The following is a 16,905-nucleotide window of genomic DNA, read 5'->3' on the forward strand; positions in this document are numbered from 1 at the left end:
ATGATAGAAGAATTGCTAGCCTATAAACGCATGCCGTTGTGGACGGCTGAGACAATGCCAGAAGCGGTAAAGAGAAAGCACAATACCAAAGAGGGAACTTGGGGCAAAATCACTGTTCTCAAGGGACGGCTTAAGTTTGTCGAGATGTCAGAGGAAGGTGAGGAGCTAGCTGAGCACATCTTTGAAGCTGGTCAGGACAATCCTTTTGCCCAACCCCAAGCTTGGCATCGGGTTGAATCCCTGACAGATGACCTAGAGTGGTATTTGGAGTTTTACTGTCGGCCTGAGGATTATTTTCCAAAGAAATACGGCAGTAATCCAGTGCACTCAGAGGTTTTGGAAGCCATGCAGACAGTCCAGCCAGGGCGGGCTTTAGATCTAGGCTGTGGTCAAGGTCGCAATGCTCTCTTTCTGGCCAAGCAGGGCTTTGAAGTGACGGCTGTAGATCAGAATGAGCTGGCACTGGAGATCTTACGTAGCATTGTGGAGCAGGAGGATTTAGCTCTGCCAGTGGGTAGCTACGATATCAACTCAGCTAGTCTGACCCAGACTTATGATTTGATCGTTTCCACTGTTGTCCTGATGTTTCTGCCGGCGGAGCGGATTCCGGATATTATCCGAAATATGCAAGAGCATACAGCGCTTGGTGGCTACAATCTCATCGTCTGTGCTATGGATACAGAAGACTTCCCATGCTCTGTTCCCTTTCCTTTTACTTTTAAGGAAGGCGAGCTTGCCGAGTATTATAAAGACTGGGAGCTGGTTAAGTACAATGAAAATCCTGGTCACCTCCATCGCCGTGATGAAAACGGCAATCGAATTCAGCTGCGCTTTGCGACGATGCTGGCTAAAAAGGTTCAGTAGGAGACAGTAGGAAAGAACTAAATTTTTGAAAATTTAGCTTTACCAACTTATTTTGAGGTTCTGGTTTAAAAGGTCTGGGAGACAATTTAAATTGTCTCAGCCTCAATATTTTTTGAACAGAATAAAACTAGACTGAGGCATTTTTGTCTCAGTCTTTTTTTATTTTAGTAAAAAACTTTAGAAATATTTTAGAATTTCTTGAGAAATATCTGAAGTTTGGCCGCTATACTAGAAAGTGCAAGGGGGAGAGAAAAGAGCTGGAAGCAACAGGACAGCTGGTAGAAAACTAGAAAACTTTAGTTTTTCTTTAAGTGTGAGTCTAGAGCAGATCACTTTTAAAAGCAGACTGAATGACCTTATTCTCTCCTCTTGCGGCAAATTTTTCCAGACCTTCAGTTTTCTGTTGACGAGGAAAAAAGAATATGTTAAAGTAAATGAGTAAAATAAAAAAGTCAATTATATTTTACTTAATATAAAAGGAGGAACTCATGAAGAAAAGAACGAAAATCATTCTAACTTCTACTTTGACTGTGACCGGTCTAATCTTAGCTGCCGGTGGCTACTGGGCTTATAAGACCTTTGTCCCTCAGGAGACACCGATTGATAAGAATGCCACAGTGAGGACCAATTACTATCAGGCCATCAATAAAAAATGGCTGGAAAAGGCAGAAATCCCTAGCGACCAGCCGTCTAACGGTGTGTTTTATGAGTTGAACGAGCAGGTCAAGGATAAGATGAAGGCGGATGTCAAAAATCTAGTCTCTGGTAAAGAAGAGTCAACGATTGAAGGCATGCCTGAGTTTATCAAATACTACCAGCAAGCGACTGACTTCAAGCAGCGGGAAAAGGATGGCTTAGATCCTCTCAAGTCCTATCTCAAGGAAATTGAAGACTTGTCCGATCTGAAGGACCTAGCTAGTAAGGCTGTTGACTGGGAAAAACGCGGTTTGGCTCTGCCGTTTACCTTTGAAATTAGTTCTAACCTAGAAAATACCAATCAGAAACAAGTGAATCTGTCCAGTCCAAGTCTTATGCTGCCGGATAAGAGCTACTATGAAGATGAAGGTGCTAAGAAAAGGATGATGGATCCGCTGGAAAAAGCATTCAAAGAAGCCTTTCAAAAGCTAGGCTATAGTGAAAAAGATAGCGAAAAGATCGTCAAAGAAGCCTTAGAATTTGATGGAGAATTGGCCAAGTATGCCCAAAGTAATGAAGAAACTTCGGAAATTAAAAATCTTCACCACCCTAAGACGGCAGAAGACATCAATGCCTACTCTGATACCTTTAAGTTTCACGATATTATCAATGACTATCTAGGCCAGGAATCTGGTGATGTCAATGTACCTAACCCTAAGTATTATGAAAATTTTGCCAAGGTAGTCAACGACAAGAACTTTGCCAAGCTAAAATCTTGGATGCTTGTGAAGCAAGCAGCATCAGCATCTAGTTTTCTAACCGATGACTATCGGCTGATTTTTGCAGAGTACCAAAAATCCTTGCAAGGTACTAAGGAAGCAACTTCGAAGGAAGATGCAGCATACAATCTGACAACAGGAACTTTTTCAGATGTCTTTAGTCTTTACTACGGTCGCAAATATTTCGGTGAGGAAGCCAAGCAAGAAGTGACCCAAATGGTCAAGGATATCAAGGAAGTTTATCGGGAACGAATGCTGAAAAACGAATGGCTGTCAGAAGAAACCAAGCAGAAGGCAGTCAAGAAGCTGGATACGATGAAACTCTATATCGGCTATCCTGAAAAAGTTCGCGAAGTGACTAAGGCCTTAAAAGTAGATGATAAAAAATCCTTCTTTGAAAATGCAATTGCTTTGAGTCAAGCAAAACATCAATATGATGTTGAGCACTTCTCTGAGCCAGTAGACAAGGACGAGTGGCTGATGCCTTCCTATGATATCAACGCTTACTACTCACAGGAAAATAACAGTATCAACTTCCCAGCCGCAATCCTGCAGAATCCATTCTTTGATGTTAAGCAAGAGATGGAAAAGAACTACGGAGGTATCGGTATGGTTATTGGTCACGAGATTACTCACGCCTTCGACTCAAACGGTGCAAACTTTGATGAAGAGGGGAATTTGAACAATTGGTGGACAGAAGCAGATAAGAAAGCTTTTGACAAGAAAATTGAAGCTGTTACCAAGCAGTGGGATGGTATTGAAATCTACGGCGGCAAGGTCAACGGCAAGCTTACGGTAACAGAAAATGTAGCCGATGCGGGTGGACTTTCAGCTACTCTTGAAGTTGTTAAAAAGAAATATCCAGATGCAGACTTGAAGAATTACTTTGAAAACTATGCCAATATCTGGAGAAGCAAGGCCAGTCTGCAATTTAACCAACTTCTCCTGAAGGTAGATGTTCATGCTCCGTCCGAACTGCGGGTCAACCAGCAACTCAAAAATGTAGAGGCCTTCTATGAAACCTATCCAGAAATCAAAGAAGGTGATGCCATGTATCTGGCTCCAGATAAGCGGGTCAGCGTATGGTAAGATGGCTTGTCTAGAGAAGACGGTAAAATAATCTAAGCTATGAAGCACAACCAGTTTGGAAATAGGAGAGAAGTTTGTTCTTTTTCTCCTATCCATTCTTTCCTGCAATACTTGCGCGGCTGCGGGTTGTGCCTCCGCAGCCACGTGTCTTTAAAGTCAGATTTTATCTGGCTTTTTTCTATTTTGAAATGAATTATTTATCTAGTAAATCTTACACGTCAAAAAAATGAAATCGCTTGCAAAACCTGGGGTAAAAGGCTATACTGAATATAGTATTTAATTTTGTAATTTTTTACAAAAAAACAAAGGAGATATTTTTATGAAAAAAATATTGTTTCGTTCCTTGTTAGCTCTTTCGACCATTTTTCTCTTTCCTTTCCAAGTGGTCGAAGCCTGCACAGGATTTATCGTCGGGAAAGACCTGACGGCAGACGGCACAACGCTTTACGGTCGGACAGAGGACTTGGAGCCCAATCACAATAAGGTCTTTCTGGTTCATCCTAGAAAGACTAATGCGAGTGGTGCCAAGCTAGTCGATGAAGCCAACGGCTTTGAATGGACCCTGCCGGCAGAAAGCTACAAGTATACCTCGGTATCAGATGTGACCCCATCCCAAGGTATTTTTGACGAGGTTGGCTTCAATGAGTACGGAGTTTCTATTTCTGCGACTGTTTCTGCCAAGGCTAATGATGCCATCCAAAAGGTGGATCCTTATGTAGAAAATGGCTTGGCAGAGTCTATCCTGACAACCGTCGTTCTGCCCCATGTTCAAACTGCCCGTCAGGGTGTGGAGCTGATGGCGCAGATTGTCAGAGAGCAGGGAGCTGCAGAGGGGAATATTATCACTATTGCTGACAAGACCGGTGTCTGGTATATGGAAATCCTATCTGGTCACCAATATGTTGCTATTAAATTCCCAGACGATAAGTATGCTGTCTTTCCTAATACTTTCTTCTTGGGCAGTGTTGATTTTGACGATACAGAAAATGTCATTGCCTCAAAAGGTGTTCAGGATGTAGCCAAGCAGGCTAATTCTTATAAAGAAATTGACGGGAAATTCCATATTTCTCAGTCCTACAATCCGCCGATGGCAGAGGCAGATCGTTCGCGTGCCTGGGCAGGTATCACCAGTCTAGATCCAAATGCGGCCGTGTCTTATAACGACTCTTACTTTGATCTCATGCACTCCACAGACAGAAAGATCAGTGTAGCAGATGTTATGGCTATGCAGCGCAATCGCTTTGAGGGCACTCAGTTCAAACCGCTGGACCAAATGGAGCTGGATGGTAAGGGGCTGCCACAACGCGGTACGACAGACCCTGTTTACAAATATCCGCTGGGAAATCCAAATGTCATGGAAGCTCATATCTTCCAGCTCAAAGATGGCGTTCCAGCCAATATGGGCGGAGGCACTATGTGGCTGGCGGTAGGCAGTCCGCGCTTCTCACCTTACCTGCCTTATAATGGAAATATCACGGATACTTACGATGCTTATAAGGTCAACACAACTAGCTACAGTCCAGACTCTTGGTACTGGGTAGCATCTCATATCTACGATATGGCGGCCAAGCATCAGGACCTCTTTGGTACTTCTGTCCAAGATAAGTGGAAGGCCTTGGAAGCACGCTTTATTGAGGAGCAAGATGCTCTGGATGCAGCCAATGCAGCTCTGCCAGACTCTTCAGCCAAAGTCACAGAGGAAACACAGGCTCGAGCAGCGCAAGTCTTTAAGGAAATGAAAGAGCTGGAAGCTGAAATGGAAGCTAAAATCAAGGAAGCAACAAAAACTACTCCTTCCAGCTCCAGCCAAGATTCTAGCAGCTCTTCGTCATCTCAAAGAACGTCAAGTTCTTCCTCTTTAGCAACTTCTAGTAGTTTTGACACACGGACAGAAGTCAATGTAGAAGATGACAGCTTGGTGGATGTCGCAACTGGCATTCGCTTGAAAAATGCTGATTTGGTCAAGGCTGGTCTTCAGCTGTCAGTGAAAAAACTGGAAAGCAAGATTCAGCCGACAGATACTTATGACATTCGCTTGACCGATCCGAATGGTCAGCCGGTACATCAGGTCAGTCCAACCCTTGTGACAATCCCAGTCCGCAAAGACCTGCCAGTAGATGCCGTCTATGCTCTGGATGAAAATGGCAAGCAGGTTGAGAAATTTGATGTAACGGTTAATCAAAACCAGACCATCAGCTTCACAACCAATCATTTCTCTGTTTACCAAGTACAGTATCGAAATGAGCAGTCCGTCAAGACTAAGAAAAAAGACCTGCCATCAACAGGTGAGCAAGTCACCATCATGGGCCTTGCAGGCTTGATTATCCTAGCAGGAGTCTTCTTCCTTTTGAAGAAAACAAAGAAAAACTAATGGAATATAAAAAGAAGGCCGAGCATTCAGTTCGGCCTTTCTTAGTGGAAAAAACGACTCTTCTCTAGGCTATCCTTTAAGCTAGAACCTTTTATCTTAAATAATCATAGTTATAAGTAGTCAAAATTATATCAGTGATTTCTTCAGGTTCTTCCTGAGCTCCGCCGGCTATCCAAAGAGAAATAATCCCCTCAACACTAGATAGGAAGATTTCCAAGGCGTATTTCTGAGGAATCTGAAAGTTCTCCTCTAAAAAACGCTGGGTAGCAGTCTCTTGCTTGTCACTCAGAATGATAGTGGTTATGTACTCCCGAATAGCCTCTCGAAAGTCAATATAATGGCTTCTGGTCAGGGCATTGATAAGACGTTCATTAGCGCGCAGTATATGAAATTTTGCTATCATTAACTTTTTGGGATATTCGTTCTCCACTTCAAACATGCTATAACTAGAAAGTTGGGAAATAATTTCGCTTTTGAGACTATCAACCATCTGATACTTATCTTGGTAGTGGAGGTAGAAGGTGCCGCGATTAATCCCAGCCCGCTTGCAGAGCTTACTGATAGAGATGTTCTCGAATTTTTCTTCTGAAAGCAGCTGAATCAAGGCTTCCTTGATATCTTCCTTAGTGCTGGTTTTTCGTTTCTGGATCATTGTTTCTTCCCTTTTTGCTTAAATCAACAATTTGTTGATTTTTGATTATTGCTTTTTATCTAAGCTCATTATATAATATCTGTGATTTGGAATCAACAGTTTGTTGATTTAAGGAAACGAGCTTTGAAAAGGAGAGAAACGATATGGCTTATATTGAAATGAAACATAGCTTTAAACGTTATCAGATGGGGGATACGGAAATAGTCGCCAATCACGATATTTCTTTTGAGATTGAAAAAGGGGAACTGGTTATTATTCTAGGTGCTTCAGGTGCCGGTAAGTCTACGGTACTTAATATCCTTGGCGGTATGGATACCAATGATGAGGGAGACATCCTGATAGACGGCCAGAATATTGCTGACTACAATTCCCACCAGCTGACGGACTATCGCCGCAATGACGTGGGCTTCGTCTTTCAGTTTTATAATTTGGTGCCTAACCTGACGGCCAAGGAAAATGTCGAATTGGCTTCTGAAATCGTCAAGGACGCTCAAGATCCAGTAGCAGCTCTGACCGCAGTTGGTCTGGAAAAGCGCCTCAATAATTTTCCGGCCCAGCTATCAGGAGGGGAGCAGCAGCGGGTGTCTATCGCTCGGGCTGTGGCTAAGAATCCCAAGATTTTGCTCTGCGATGAGCCGACAGGAGCTTTGGACTACAATACCGGCAAGCAAGTGCTGCAAATCTTACAGGATATGTCCCGCAATCAAGGTGCAACGGTGATTATCGTGACCCACAATGCTGCCTTTGCTCCCATTGCTGACAGGGTTATCCGCATGCACGATGCGAGAGTCAAGAGTGTTACAGTCAATGAACAACCACAGGATATAAGTACATTGGAGTATTGATATGAAGAGAAAGATTTATTGGAAAGATATTCTGCGCTCCTTCACTAGCTCTAAAGGACGTTTCCTATCTATTTTAATCCTCATGATGCTGGGCTCTTTAGCTCTCGTGGGGCTTAAGGTCGCTCCACCCAATATGCGCAGAACAGCAACAGATTACTTGAAAGAGCAGCGAACCATGGACTTGGCTGTTATGGCGGATTATGGATTGGATCCGGCGGATCAGAAAGAGTTGGAAGCTATTAAGGGAGCTGATGTCGAGTTTGGCTATTTGACAGATGTCACCGTAGACGAGGAGGCTCTCCGAGTATTCTCAGATACCAAAGATATTTCAAACTTTCAAGTGATCTCCGGTCGTCTTCCCAAGGATGAGCAAGAAATTGCTCTGGCTAGCTTTTGGTCTAAGAAATACAAGCTTGGTCAGGAGATTGATCTGACCGAGAAAGCAGGCAGTCGGTCAGTTCTAAAAAACAAGACCTACAAGGTCGTGGGCTTTGTCAACTCGGCAGAGCTCTGGTCTGATAAAAATTTGGGCAATGCGACTAGTGGAAGCGGTGCTTTATCAGCTTATGCTGTAGTCAGCCCTAAGGCCTTTGATACAGATGTTTACAGTATTGCCCGCCTGCGCTATTATGATTTAGAAAAGCTGGCTCCCTTCTCTGCAAGTTATCAGGAACGTTTGGAGCATCACCAGACAGCTTTGGACAAGAGCCTAGCGGATAATGGAGCGGCCCGGTTTAAGCGATTAGAGGCGGATGCCAAAAGCACCATTCAGAAGGGCCAAGATAAGATTGGTCAGGCTGAGAGTGAGCTGACTCAAGGGAAAAGGCAGTTAGAGCAAGCTCAGAATCAGCTGGACCAGCAAAAAAGCCAGCTAGAAGCAGCCCAAGCCGCTTCTATCCTACCTCCTGCTCAGCTCAGCCAGAACCAGCAGCAGATTCAGGAAGCTGAGTCCCAGCTCAATCAGAAAAAAACTGAGCTGGCACAGGCAGAGGAAGACTTGTCTGCTAACAAGGACAAGCTAGCTGACGCTGAGGCAGATCTGAGTCGTTTGAAAGAGCCGGCCTATCATAGCTATGACCGCAAGTCCCTGCCAGGTGGTAATGGCTATTATATGTATAAAAACTCCATGAATAGTATTGCCTCGATTGGTAATATCTTCCCGGTGGTGCTCTATCTGGTGGCGGCTATGGTGACCTTTACCACCATGACACGCTTTGTCGATGAAGAGCGAACAAATGCAGGTGTCTTTAAGGCTCTAGGCTATCATAGTCGAGATATCATTCGCAAGTTTGCTCTTTACGGTTTGGTTGCAGGGAGTCTAGGTACCCTCATAGGAATTCTGTTGGGACATTATTTCTTGTCAGGTGTGATTTCTTCTATTATTACCAGAGGGATGGTGCTTTCTGCCCCTCATGCTTATTTTTATATTTCCTATAGTTTACTGGCCCTGGGGCTTTCCCTTCTATCCAGTGTTCTCCCTGCCTATTTGGTGGCAAGACGGGAGTTGACAGAAGAAGCAGCTCACTTGCTTTTGCCCAAGCCACCGGTCAAAGGCTCCAAGATCTTTTTGGAAAGACTGTCCTTTATCTGGCGGCGCCTTAGCTTTACTCAGAAGGTCACAGCTCGCAATATCTTTCGCTATAAGCAGCGGATGTTTATGACCATCTTTGGTGTGGCGGGGTCTGTTGCCTTACTCTTTGCCGGTCTAGGACTCCAATCTTCTATTGGTGGTATTCCTAAACGCCAGTTTGAGGAGATTCTGCGATACGACTTGATTGTCGCTGTCAATCCTGGGGAGAATCAAGCTGAGCAAGACAAGCTGAAAAAGATGTTGGCTGATGGCTCGATTGCTGACTATCAGGAGATCCACAGTGAAACCTTGACAGAGAAATACAAAGGAAGAAAAGAGACAGAGTCCGTCACTTTGATGGTTACGGACAAGGAAAATTTTGAACCTTTCATCTCCCTAGAAAGTCCCGACAAGCAGCAAAAGCTGACTCTCAAGGACGGTGTATTTGTTTCGGATAAATTGTCCCGTATAGCTGGAGTTAGCCCCGGTGGCAGTATAGAGCTGGGTGGCAAGCTTGTCAAGCTCGCAGCAGTCAATGAGAATCATTTTGGCCATTTTGCCTTTATGAAGGCGACGGACTACCAGAAGATTTACGGCAAAAAGCCCGAGAAAAACGCTTATCTAGTGCGACTCAAGGACTCCTCTAGCAAAAATATTGTGGACAAGGCCAATGAATTTATGAGCCTCAAGTTTGTCAAGAGTGTTTCCCAAAATGCTAGCATGGTGAAGCAGTTCAACGTTCTAGCAGATTCTCTTAATAATACAATGCTGGTTTTGGTCCTGATTTCCATTCTTTTAGCAGTCGTCATTCTCTACAACCTGACAAATATCAATGTGGCCGAGCGGATTCGCGAGCTGTCCACTATCAAGGTTTTGGGCTTTCATAATAAGGAAGTGACCCTCTATATCTATCGAGAGACCATTATTCTTTCAGTGATTGGGATGGCAGTTGGGTTTCTAGGCGGTTTCTTCCTGCATCGTTTTTTGATTGAGAAGGTTGCGCCTAGCATTATCAGCTTAACCCCTCAAGTAAGTTCCTCAGTCTATCTGTTTCCTCTAACAGCAGTGACTCTTATTCTGACCTTACTTGGCTTCTTTGTCAACTACCGCCTCAGACGGGTGGATATGCTGGAAGCGCTCAAGTCTGTTGATTGATAAAAAAAGACTTTAAAACTTTCACTCACTTGATGGGTGGAAGTTTTTTTGAACTTTGATATAATATTCCTTGTAAAGAAAGAGAAAGATACACGATGACACGAAAAATTGCCTTATTATCCGATGTGCATGGGAATAGCACAGCCTTGGAAGCAGTAGTGGCGGATGCGGAAAGCCAGCAGGTGACAGACTATTGGTTTTTGGGGGACTTGCTCCTGCCAGGAACCGGTCGCAGAAATATCTTAGATAGGATGGAGAAGCTGCACATCAGTCTCCAGGTCAGAGGGAATTGGGAAGACAGTCTCTGGCATGCCCTGCACCAAAAGTTAGACTTGACACGTCCCAGCCATCTCTACCTGACCCGGCTCTGCCATTTTGTTCTAGAGGAAATCCGTCCTGAAGAGATTGACCGCATGCAGGAACTTCCTCTACAGGTCTTGACAGAAATAGAAGGCTTGAAGATTGCGGTTAGCCACCATCTGCCTGATAAGAACTGGGGGCGGGAGCTGATTTATATTGGCGAGCAGAGCAATTTCGACCGCCTTTTTGAAGGAAACGACTGCGCTGTCGCTGTTTATGGTCATATTCACCAGCAGTTTCTCCGCTACGGGACTAAGGGGCAGTTGATTATCAATCCCGGCTCTATTGGTCAGCCATTCTTTCTAGATTTGGCTTTGCGTCAGGACTTGCGAGCTCAGTATGCCATTTTAGAGATTGATGAGACGGGTCTGGCTGATGTCGACTTGCGGCGGGTAGCCTACGATGTGGAGCAGGAGCTGCGATTGGCTCGGGAGCTCCACTTGCCTTACTATGAGATTTATCGGGAAAGTTTGGTCAATGGTATCCACCATACCCACAACCACGACCTGCTGCGGGAAATCAGTGAGAGAGAAGGCTATGCAGACGATATTGCGGCTTTCTTAAAGTCCAGTCGTAACTCTTGAAGTTACACCATTTTTGAGATATAATAGTGAGAGAAAATGATGAGGGAGGAGAAAAATGCAGATTTCTAGCCGTTTTACCATTGCCACCCATATGCTGATTGTACTGGCTTTGGAGGGAAAAAAACAAAAACTGACAAGTGATATCCTTGCTGGCAGTGTTGGCGTCAATCCAGTTATTATCCGTAAGACCCTGTCCCAGCTCAAGAATGCCGGGATGATTACCGTTGCTCGTGGGACTGGAGGAGCAGAGATTGTTAAAGATTTGAAAGACATTAGCCTGTTGGACGTCTATAGCGCTGTTGAGTGTCTTGGCAAGAGCGGCCAGCTCTTTAGCTTTCATGACAAGCCCAATCCAGACTGTCCTATCGGCAAGAACATTCACAATGTCTTAGACGACCGCTTGGCGGCTATTCAGGCAGCTATGGAAGCTGAATTGGCTCAGACCAGTCTTGACGAGGTCGTTGCAGCAACCGAAAAAGAAATTAAAGAACAATCTGTTTCCTAGGAGCAGATTGTTTTTTGTTAAGAATTTTCCAAGATGTAATTGTTGACATTACATTAATATCTGCTATACTAATAGATGTAACATAAATAATTACAATTTAAAATAATCTTTCGGAGCAAATGGAGATGTGGAAAACCATATCAAGGAACCTATCTCTGCTTTGGGGAAATAAAAAAAGATTGAGCAGGCGGACTGCTGAATCTTCGATTGGATTAAAAGAGAGGAGAAAAAACATGACTTTTGAATATGAAAGCAAGATTTATCTAGGAGAGGTGGCACTTTATGTGGCCAATTTAGCAAGACAAAGGGATTTTTATCAGCGCGTTTTAGGCCTGGAACTTTTGGAAGAGCAGGACGGAGAGGTAGCTTTGGGCAGGAACGGACAAGTGTTGGTGAGACTCTTAGCGACCAGTGACCGGCAGTCCGTTAAGTCGGCTTACGGTCTTTATCATCTGGCGCTTTTGCTTCCAAGCCGTCAAGCCTTAGCAGATATCCTGAAGCATTTATCCGAAAATAGAGTTCCTATGGTTGGAGGAGCCGACCACGGTTATAGTGAAGCCATTTATCTGGAGGATCCAGAAGGCAACGGCATTGAGCTTTATCGGGACAAACCTCAGGCTGATTGGGATATTCGAGAAGATGGCCGTATTATCGGAGTGACGGAAGCACTTGCGGCTCAAGAAATCTATGAATTAGGTCAGGAAATCCAGCCGTTTAGTATTGCCGAAGGAACTCGTATGGGCCATGTTCATCTATCTGTGCAAAATAGCAGAGCAGCCAGTCATTTTTACCAAAAGCTTCTAGGCTTGGAGGACAAATTTTCTGTACCTTCTGCTAGCTGGCTGGCATCCGGAAACTACCATCATCATTTAGCCGTTAATGAATGGGGAGGTTCTCACTTGAATCATCGCCAACCGAAGCAACTGGGACTAGCCTATTTTGAAGCGCAAGTAGAAGGAAAAGAAGACTTAGTAGCTATTTATGAAAATGCTCTGGACTTGCAGGCACCAGCCCGATGGATTAGCTCCCAAGAGCTAGAAGTCACAGACCCAGATGGGATTGTGGCAAAAATTAAGACAAGAGTGGTATAATAAGGCATATCAAGAAGCTAAAAGAAAGAAAAAATATGTACAAGACTTATTATACATCGCCGATTGGCCGGATTCTCATCTTGACAGACGCAACTGCCCTGCTGGGGCTGTGGCTGGAAGGACAGAAATATTATGGTGCAGGCTATGATTTGGAGCAAGCACAGCAGGAGGAGACAGAAGTAAGCCAACGCGTTGTTGCATGGCTAGATGCTTATTTTAAGGGGGAAAATCCCCCAACAGATGAAATTCCATTGGCACCTCAAGTGACTGAGTTCAGAAGCAAGGTTCTGGCAGTGTTGCAGAAGATTTCCTACGGTCAGACGGCTACCTATTCAGATATTTTGCGGGAGTTGCGGGCTGAGTATGGAAAAATTGGCTCTGCTAGAGCAGTCGGTGGTGCCATCGGCCATAATCCCATTTCCCTTCTGATTCCCTGTCATCGGATTGTCGGAAGCGACGGCAAGTTGACTGGCTATGCCGGTGGCCTTGATAAAAAAGTTTTCTTGTTGAAACTAGAGGCGGGGGAGAAGACATCAGGATAAATAAAACTATTGATAAGCTAAAAAAGCACCGAATGGTGCTTTTTAACTTACTTTAAATATGTTAAAATGGATGTGATTAAAATAGGAAAAGAGTATAAAATGGCGAAAAAATCAAACGCAAATATTGGATTTGAAAAGGAATTATGGGATGCTGCAGATTCACTTCGGGGGCACATTTCAGCGTCAGAGTACAGAAAAGTTATTGTTGGTCTAATCTTTTTAAAATATGTATCAGATGCTTTTGAAGAAAAATACCAACAATTAATTGCAGAGGGTGACGGATTTGAGAATGATCCTGATGCATATTCAGAGGAGAACATTTTCTTTGTCCCTGAAATAGCTAGATGGCAATTTATTGCGAGTCATGCCCATTCTTCGGAAATTGGCACAGTCTTGGATGAAGCTATGCGTGAAATTGAAGAGGATAATCCTAGTCTAGAGAATGTCCTTCCTCAGATCTATGCCAGTCCAGACTTAGATAAGCGAGTTTTAGGGGAAGTTGTAGACATCTTTACTAATATTCAAATGTATGAAGGTGAGAATGAAAAAGATTTACTTGGGCGTGCTTATGAATATTGTATTGAACAGTTTGCGGCATATGAAGGAAAACGAGGCGGTGAATTTTATACTCCAACCAGTATCGTAAAAACGATTGTAGAAATATTAAAGCCTTATAGAGGCCGTGTTTATGATCCTGCTTGTGGTTCAGGCGGTATGTTTGTTCAGTCAGCTAAGTTTATAGAGAATCATAGTGGGAATATTAATAATTTATCTGTTTTTGGTCAAGAATCTAATGCAGATACTTGGAAGATGGCCAAGATGAACATGGTTATCCGAGGTATTGATGCGGATTTTGGTGAGCACCAAGCGAACAGCTTTTTCAATGATTTACATCCGACACTAAAAGCTAACTATATCATGGCTAATCCACCCTTTAATATTTCCAACTGGGGAGCAGATAAACTGCAAGATGATATTCGATGGAAATACGGAACGCCACCTAATAGTAATGCAAACTATGCTTGGATTCAGCATATGATTCATCACATGGATCCTAGTAATGGCAAGGTTGGCTTGGTTCTGGCCAATGGCTCACTCTCATCGACTCAGAGCGGTGAAGGGGACATTCGTAAAAAAATTATCGAAGATGACTTAATTGAGGGAATTATAGCTCTTCCAGCTAATCTCTTTTACAGTGTAACTATTCCAGCCTGTCTCTGGTTTATCAGTAAAAATAAAAAACAAAAAGGAAAGACGCTGTTTATCGATGCTCGAAATATGGGAGAAATGATTGACCGTAAGCATCGCGACTTTAGCGACGAAGACATTAAGAAGTTAGCAGATACCTTTGAAGCCTTTCAAAATGGAAACCTTGAAGATGTTAAAGGTTTTTGTGCGTCTGTTGAAACAGCAGAAATTGCAAATCAAGATTTCATTCTTACACCAGGGCGTTATGTTGGTATTGAGGAAAAAGAAGATGACGGAGAACCATTTGAAGAGAAGATGGATCGCCTGACGACAGAACTATCAGAACTCTTTACCAAATCGCATGAACTAGAAGGTGAGATTCGCGAAAGATTGGAGGCAATTGGGTTTGAGCTTAAGTGATTGGAAAGAATACAAAATAGCAGATCTTGTAGAAATCATATTTAGTGGTGGAACTCCTAATACTAAAGTCAATGAATATTGGAATGGTTCTTTACCATGGCTGTCATCTGGAGAAACCAAAAACAGATATATTAATAGTACAGAAAAAACTATAACGGAAAGTGGTGCTCAAAATTCTAGTACAAGATTAGCCTTGTCGGGAGATGTTGTAATGGCTTCAGCAGGTCAAGGGTACACAAGAGGACAAGTTTCTTTTTTGAATATTGATACTTTTATCAATCAATCAGTGATAGCAATCAGAGCAAATGAGAAGGTATTAGATAAAAAATTTTTGTTTTATAATTTATCTAGTAGATATGAAGAACTACGAGCAATTTCCGATTCAAATAGTATTCGTGGTAGTATAACTACAAAAATGGTGAAATCGATGAATATCAGGATTCCCGATTTGAATACTCAAAAGGCAATCGCAAATACATTAAGTTCCATTGATGATAAAATCGAAACAAGTAAACAGATAAATCATCATTTAGAGCAGATGGCACAAGCTATTTTTAAATCTTGGTTTGTTGATTTTGAACCGTTTGGTGGTGAAATGCCAAGCAAATGGCAAACGAAGCCTGCAGATTGTTTCTTTGATATATCTATTGGAAAGACACCTCCTCGCAAAGAAAATTGGTGTTTTTCCGAGGATTCCAAAGATGTCCCTTGGATTTCAATATCCGATATGGGGAAAGAAGGTTTATTTATAAATAAGACAAGTGAGTATCTAACCAGAGAGGCTATAGATAAATTTAACGTAAAAGTTGTACCCCAAAATACTATTTTATTAAGTTTTAAATTAACCATCGGTAGAATTGCTATAACCAATTGTAAAATGTCAACCAATGAAGCTATTGCACATTTCAAATTAACAAATAAACATGCCTTGGAATGGCTATATTGTTTCCTAAACAATATCAATTATGCTGAATTAGGCAATACCTCATCTATTGCTACAGCTATAAATTCAAAAATAATCAAATCTATGTTGATAACAATGCCAGACTCCTCATCTCTTAGTAAATTTCACAAAATAGCTGCACCTATATTTGAAGAAATTCGTAATAATCATGGAGAAATTGAAAGTCTTCAAAATCTTCGCAACATACTTCTACCCAAACTCCTCTCTGGCGAAATTCCAGTTAATCAAGCCACTAAATGATGATTTATCTTTTTAAGCTACCCGTAGAGTATAATAAAAACGAAAGGTAGGTAGCTTATGAAAGATAAATTAATCACGCAAATTACAACAGTTATGGCCAAGCATTTAAGTGCTCAACAATTAGAAAATCTGCAAAAGGTACTAACGGCAGCTTTTGTCAATGTAGAAGTTGCAGAGATTAAATCAGCTAATGAACAGAAGAGCAATAGTAAATTACTTGAACTGTTTATCTCGGCTAAGAGAATTGAAGGCTGTAGTGAGAAGTCTTTGAAATACTATAAGATGGTCATTGAAAATATGTTTGTTAGTCTCAAAACGTCCATAAGAGATTTAACTACCAGTGATTTGCGAACCTATCTTGCGCGTTACCAGCAGGAGCGGAAATCAAGCAAGGTGACGATTGACAATATGCGTCGGATTTTTAGTAGCTTTTTTGGCTGGTTGGAAGACGAGGACTATATTTTAAAAAGTCCTGTCCGTCGGATTCACAAGATAAAGACGGATAAAACGATCAAAGAAACTTTGTCTGACGAAGGACTTGAGCTTCTAAGAGATGCTTGTGATAAGATTCGTGATTTGGCTATGATTGATTTATTGACTTCAACCGGAATGCGTGTAGGTGAACTAGTGAGATTGAATAGGGAGGATATTAATTTTTATGAAAGAGAATGCGTTGTCTTTGGTAAAGGGAACAGTGAGCGAATCGTCTACTTCGACGCTAGAACAAAGATTCACTTGATAAACTACTTAGACAGCCGTCAGGATGATAATCCAGCTTTGTTCGTTTCCTTGTCTTCGCCACATGATAGATTGCTAATTGGAGGAGTGGAAACGAGACTAAGACAGCTTGGTCAAAAAGCAGACTTAAATAAAGTCCATCCGCATAAATTTAGACGGACATTGGCGACACGCGCCATAGATAAAGGCATGCCCATAGAACAAGTTCAGCACTTGCTCGGCCATGTCAAAATTGACACAACCATGCACTACGCCATGGTCAACCAAGCGAATGTCAAAAATTCGCATCGGAAATATATAGGATGAGGAGAA

The 16,905-nt window shown here is 42.6% G+C and carries 13 protein-coding genes; 12 read left to right on the forward strand and 1 reads right to left on the reverse strand.

Annotated elements, in window-relative coordinates; translation table 11 throughout:
- Positions 1–3 precede the first annotated feature (3 nt).
- From tehB to J1C81_RS04060, 3 genes are all read left to right on the forward strand, one after another.
- Complete coding sequence (tehB, locus tag J1C81_RS04050) at positions 4–864, forward strand: SAM-dependent methyltransferase TehB (RefSeq protein ID WP_216725502.1); 861 nt, start codon at positions 4–6, stop codon at positions 862–864.
- 488 nt (positions 865–1,352) lie between these two features.
- The gene (locus J1C81_RS04055; RefSeq protein WP_002914714.1) at positions 1,353–3,368 is read left to right on the forward strand and encodes a M13-type metalloendopeptidase; all 2,016 of its coding nucleotides are present in this window, start codon (positions 1,353–1,355) and stop codon (positions 3,366–3,368) included.
- Between the two features lie 319 nt (positions 3,369–3,687).
- Entirely contained in the window at positions 3,688–5,739 is a 2,052-nt protein-coding gene (locus J1C81_RS04060; protein WP_002914718.1) for a C69 family dipeptidase, read from the forward strand.
- Between the two features lie 91 nt (positions 5,740–5,830).
- Here the strand turns inward: J1C81_RS04060 and J1C81_RS04065 are convergent, their stop codons facing one another.
- Positions 5,831–6,391 (reverse strand): TetR/AcrR family transcriptional regulator, encoded by a 561-nt coding sequence (locus tag J1C81_RS04065; protein ID WP_002914719.1) that lies wholly within the window; start codon positions 6,389–6,391, stop codon positions 5,831–5,833.
- A gap of 143 nt (positions 6,392–6,534) precedes the next feature.
- On the opposite strand from J1C81_RS04065, the gene J1C81_RS04070 reads away from it, so the two are divergent.
- From J1C81_RS04070 to xerA, 9 genes are all read left to right on the forward strand, one after another.
- A complete protein-coding gene (locus J1C81_RS04070; protein WP_002914720.1) occupies positions 6,535–7,236 on the forward strand; it encodes an ABC transporter ATP-binding protein in 702 nt (233 codons plus the stop codon).
- A 1-nt stretch (position 7,237) separates the two neighbouring features.
- Positions 7,238–9,961 (forward strand): ABC transporter permease, encoded by a 2,724-nt coding sequence (locus tag J1C81_RS04075; protein WP_002914721.1) that lies wholly within the window; start codon positions 7,238–7,240, stop codon positions 9,959–9,961.
- 95 nt (positions 9,962–10,056) lie between these two features.
- The gene (locus J1C81_RS04080) at positions 10,057–10,905 is read left to right on the forward strand and encodes a metallophosphoesterase family protein (RefSeq protein ID WP_002914722.1); all 849 of its coding nucleotides are present in this window, start codon (positions 10,057–10,059) and stop codon (positions 10,903–10,905) included.
- Positions 10,906–10,960: 55 nt separating this feature from the next.
- Positions 10,961–11,410: an Rrf2 family transcriptional regulator gene (locus tag J1C81_RS04085; RefSeq protein WP_002914724.1), complete on the forward strand. Its 450-nt coding sequence runs from the start codon at positions 10,961–10,963 to the stop codon at positions 11,408–11,410.
- 233 nt (positions 11,411–11,643) lie between these two features.
- Positions 11,644–12,501: a VOC family protein gene (locus J1C81_RS04090; protein ID WP_032909687.1), complete on the forward strand. Its 858-nt coding sequence runs from the start codon at positions 11,644–11,646 to the stop codon at positions 12,499–12,501.
- Between the two features lie 35 nt (positions 12,502–12,536).
- Complete coding sequence (locus J1C81_RS04095) at positions 12,537–13,043, forward strand: methylated-DNA--[protein]-cysteine S-methyltransferase (protein WP_002914726.1); 507 nt, start codon at positions 12,537–12,539, stop codon at positions 13,041–13,043.
- A gap of 99 nt (positions 13,044–13,142) precedes the next feature.
- Positions 13,143–14,651, forward strand: coding sequence for an N-6 DNA methylase (locus J1C81_RS04100; RefSeq protein WP_427197502.1), 1,509 nt, complete (start codon positions 13,143–13,145; stop codon positions 14,649–14,651).
- On the forward strand, positions 14,638–15,855 hold the full coding sequence (locus J1C81_RS04105) for a restriction endonuclease subunit S (protein ID WP_002914729.1): 1,218 nt from the start codon (positions 14,638–14,640) through the stop codon (positions 15,853–15,855). The genes J1C81_RS04100 and J1C81_RS04105 overlap by 14 nt, the downstream gene beginning before the upstream one ends.
- A gap of 57 nt (positions 15,856–15,912) precedes the next feature.
- Positions 15,913–16,899: a site-specific tyrosine recombinase/integron integrase gene (xerA, locus tag J1C81_RS04110; RefSeq protein WP_002914730.1), complete on the forward strand. Its 987-nt coding sequence runs from the start codon at positions 15,913–15,915 to the stop codon at positions 16,897–16,899.
- The last annotated feature ends 6 nt before the right edge of the window (positions 16,900–16,905 follow it).

This window comes from Streptococcus sanguinis (genome assembly GCF_050225395.1).
In the GTDB taxonomy this organism is placed as follows: Bacteria; Bacillota; Bacilli; order Lactobacillales; family Streptococcaceae; genus Streptococcus.

Bases quoted from the DNA above. Each gene is read 5' to 3' on its own strand.
- J1C81_RS04055 (WP_002914714.1), top strand. From the start codon at position 1,353: ATGAAGAAAAGAACGAAAATCATTCTAACTTCTACTTTGACTGTGACC.
- J1C81_RS04060 (WP_002914718.1), top strand. From the start codon at position 3,688: ATGAAAAAAATATTGTTTCGTTCCTTGTTAGCTCTTTCGACCATTTTT.
- J1C81_RS04065 (WP_002914719.1), bottom strand. From the start codon at position 6,391: ATGATCCAGAAACGAAAAACCAGCACTAAGGAAGATATCAAGGAAGCC.
- J1C81_RS04070 (WP_002914720.1), top strand. From the start codon at position 6,535: ATGGCTTATATTGAAATGAAACATAGCTTTAAACGTTATCAGATGGGG.
- J1C81_RS04075 (WP_002914721.1), top strand. From the start codon at position 7,238: ATGAAGAGAAAGATTTATTGGAAAGATATTCTGCGCTCCTTCACTAGC.
- J1C81_RS04080 (WP_002914722.1), top strand. From the start codon at position 10,057: ATGACACGAAAAATTGCCTTATTATCCGATGTGCATGGGAATAGCACA.
- J1C81_RS04085 (WP_002914724.1), top strand. From the start codon at position 10,961: ATGCAGATTTCTAGCCGTTTTACCATTGCCACCCATATGCTGATTGTA.
- J1C81_RS04090 (WP_032909687.1), top strand. From the start codon at position 11,644: ATGACTTTTGAATATGAAAGCAAGATTTATCTAGGAGAGGTGGCACTT.
- J1C81_RS04095 (WP_002914726.1), top strand. From the start codon at position 12,537: ATGTACAAGACTTATTATACATCGCCGATTGGCCGGATTCTCATCTTG.
- J1C81_RS04100 (WP_427197502.1), top strand. From the start codon at position 13,143: ATGGCGAAAAAATCAAACGCAAATATTGGATTTGAAAAGGAATTATGG.
- xerA (WP_002914730.1), top strand. From the start codon at position 15,913: ATGAAAGATAAATTAATCACGCAAATTACAACAGTTATGGCCAAGCAT.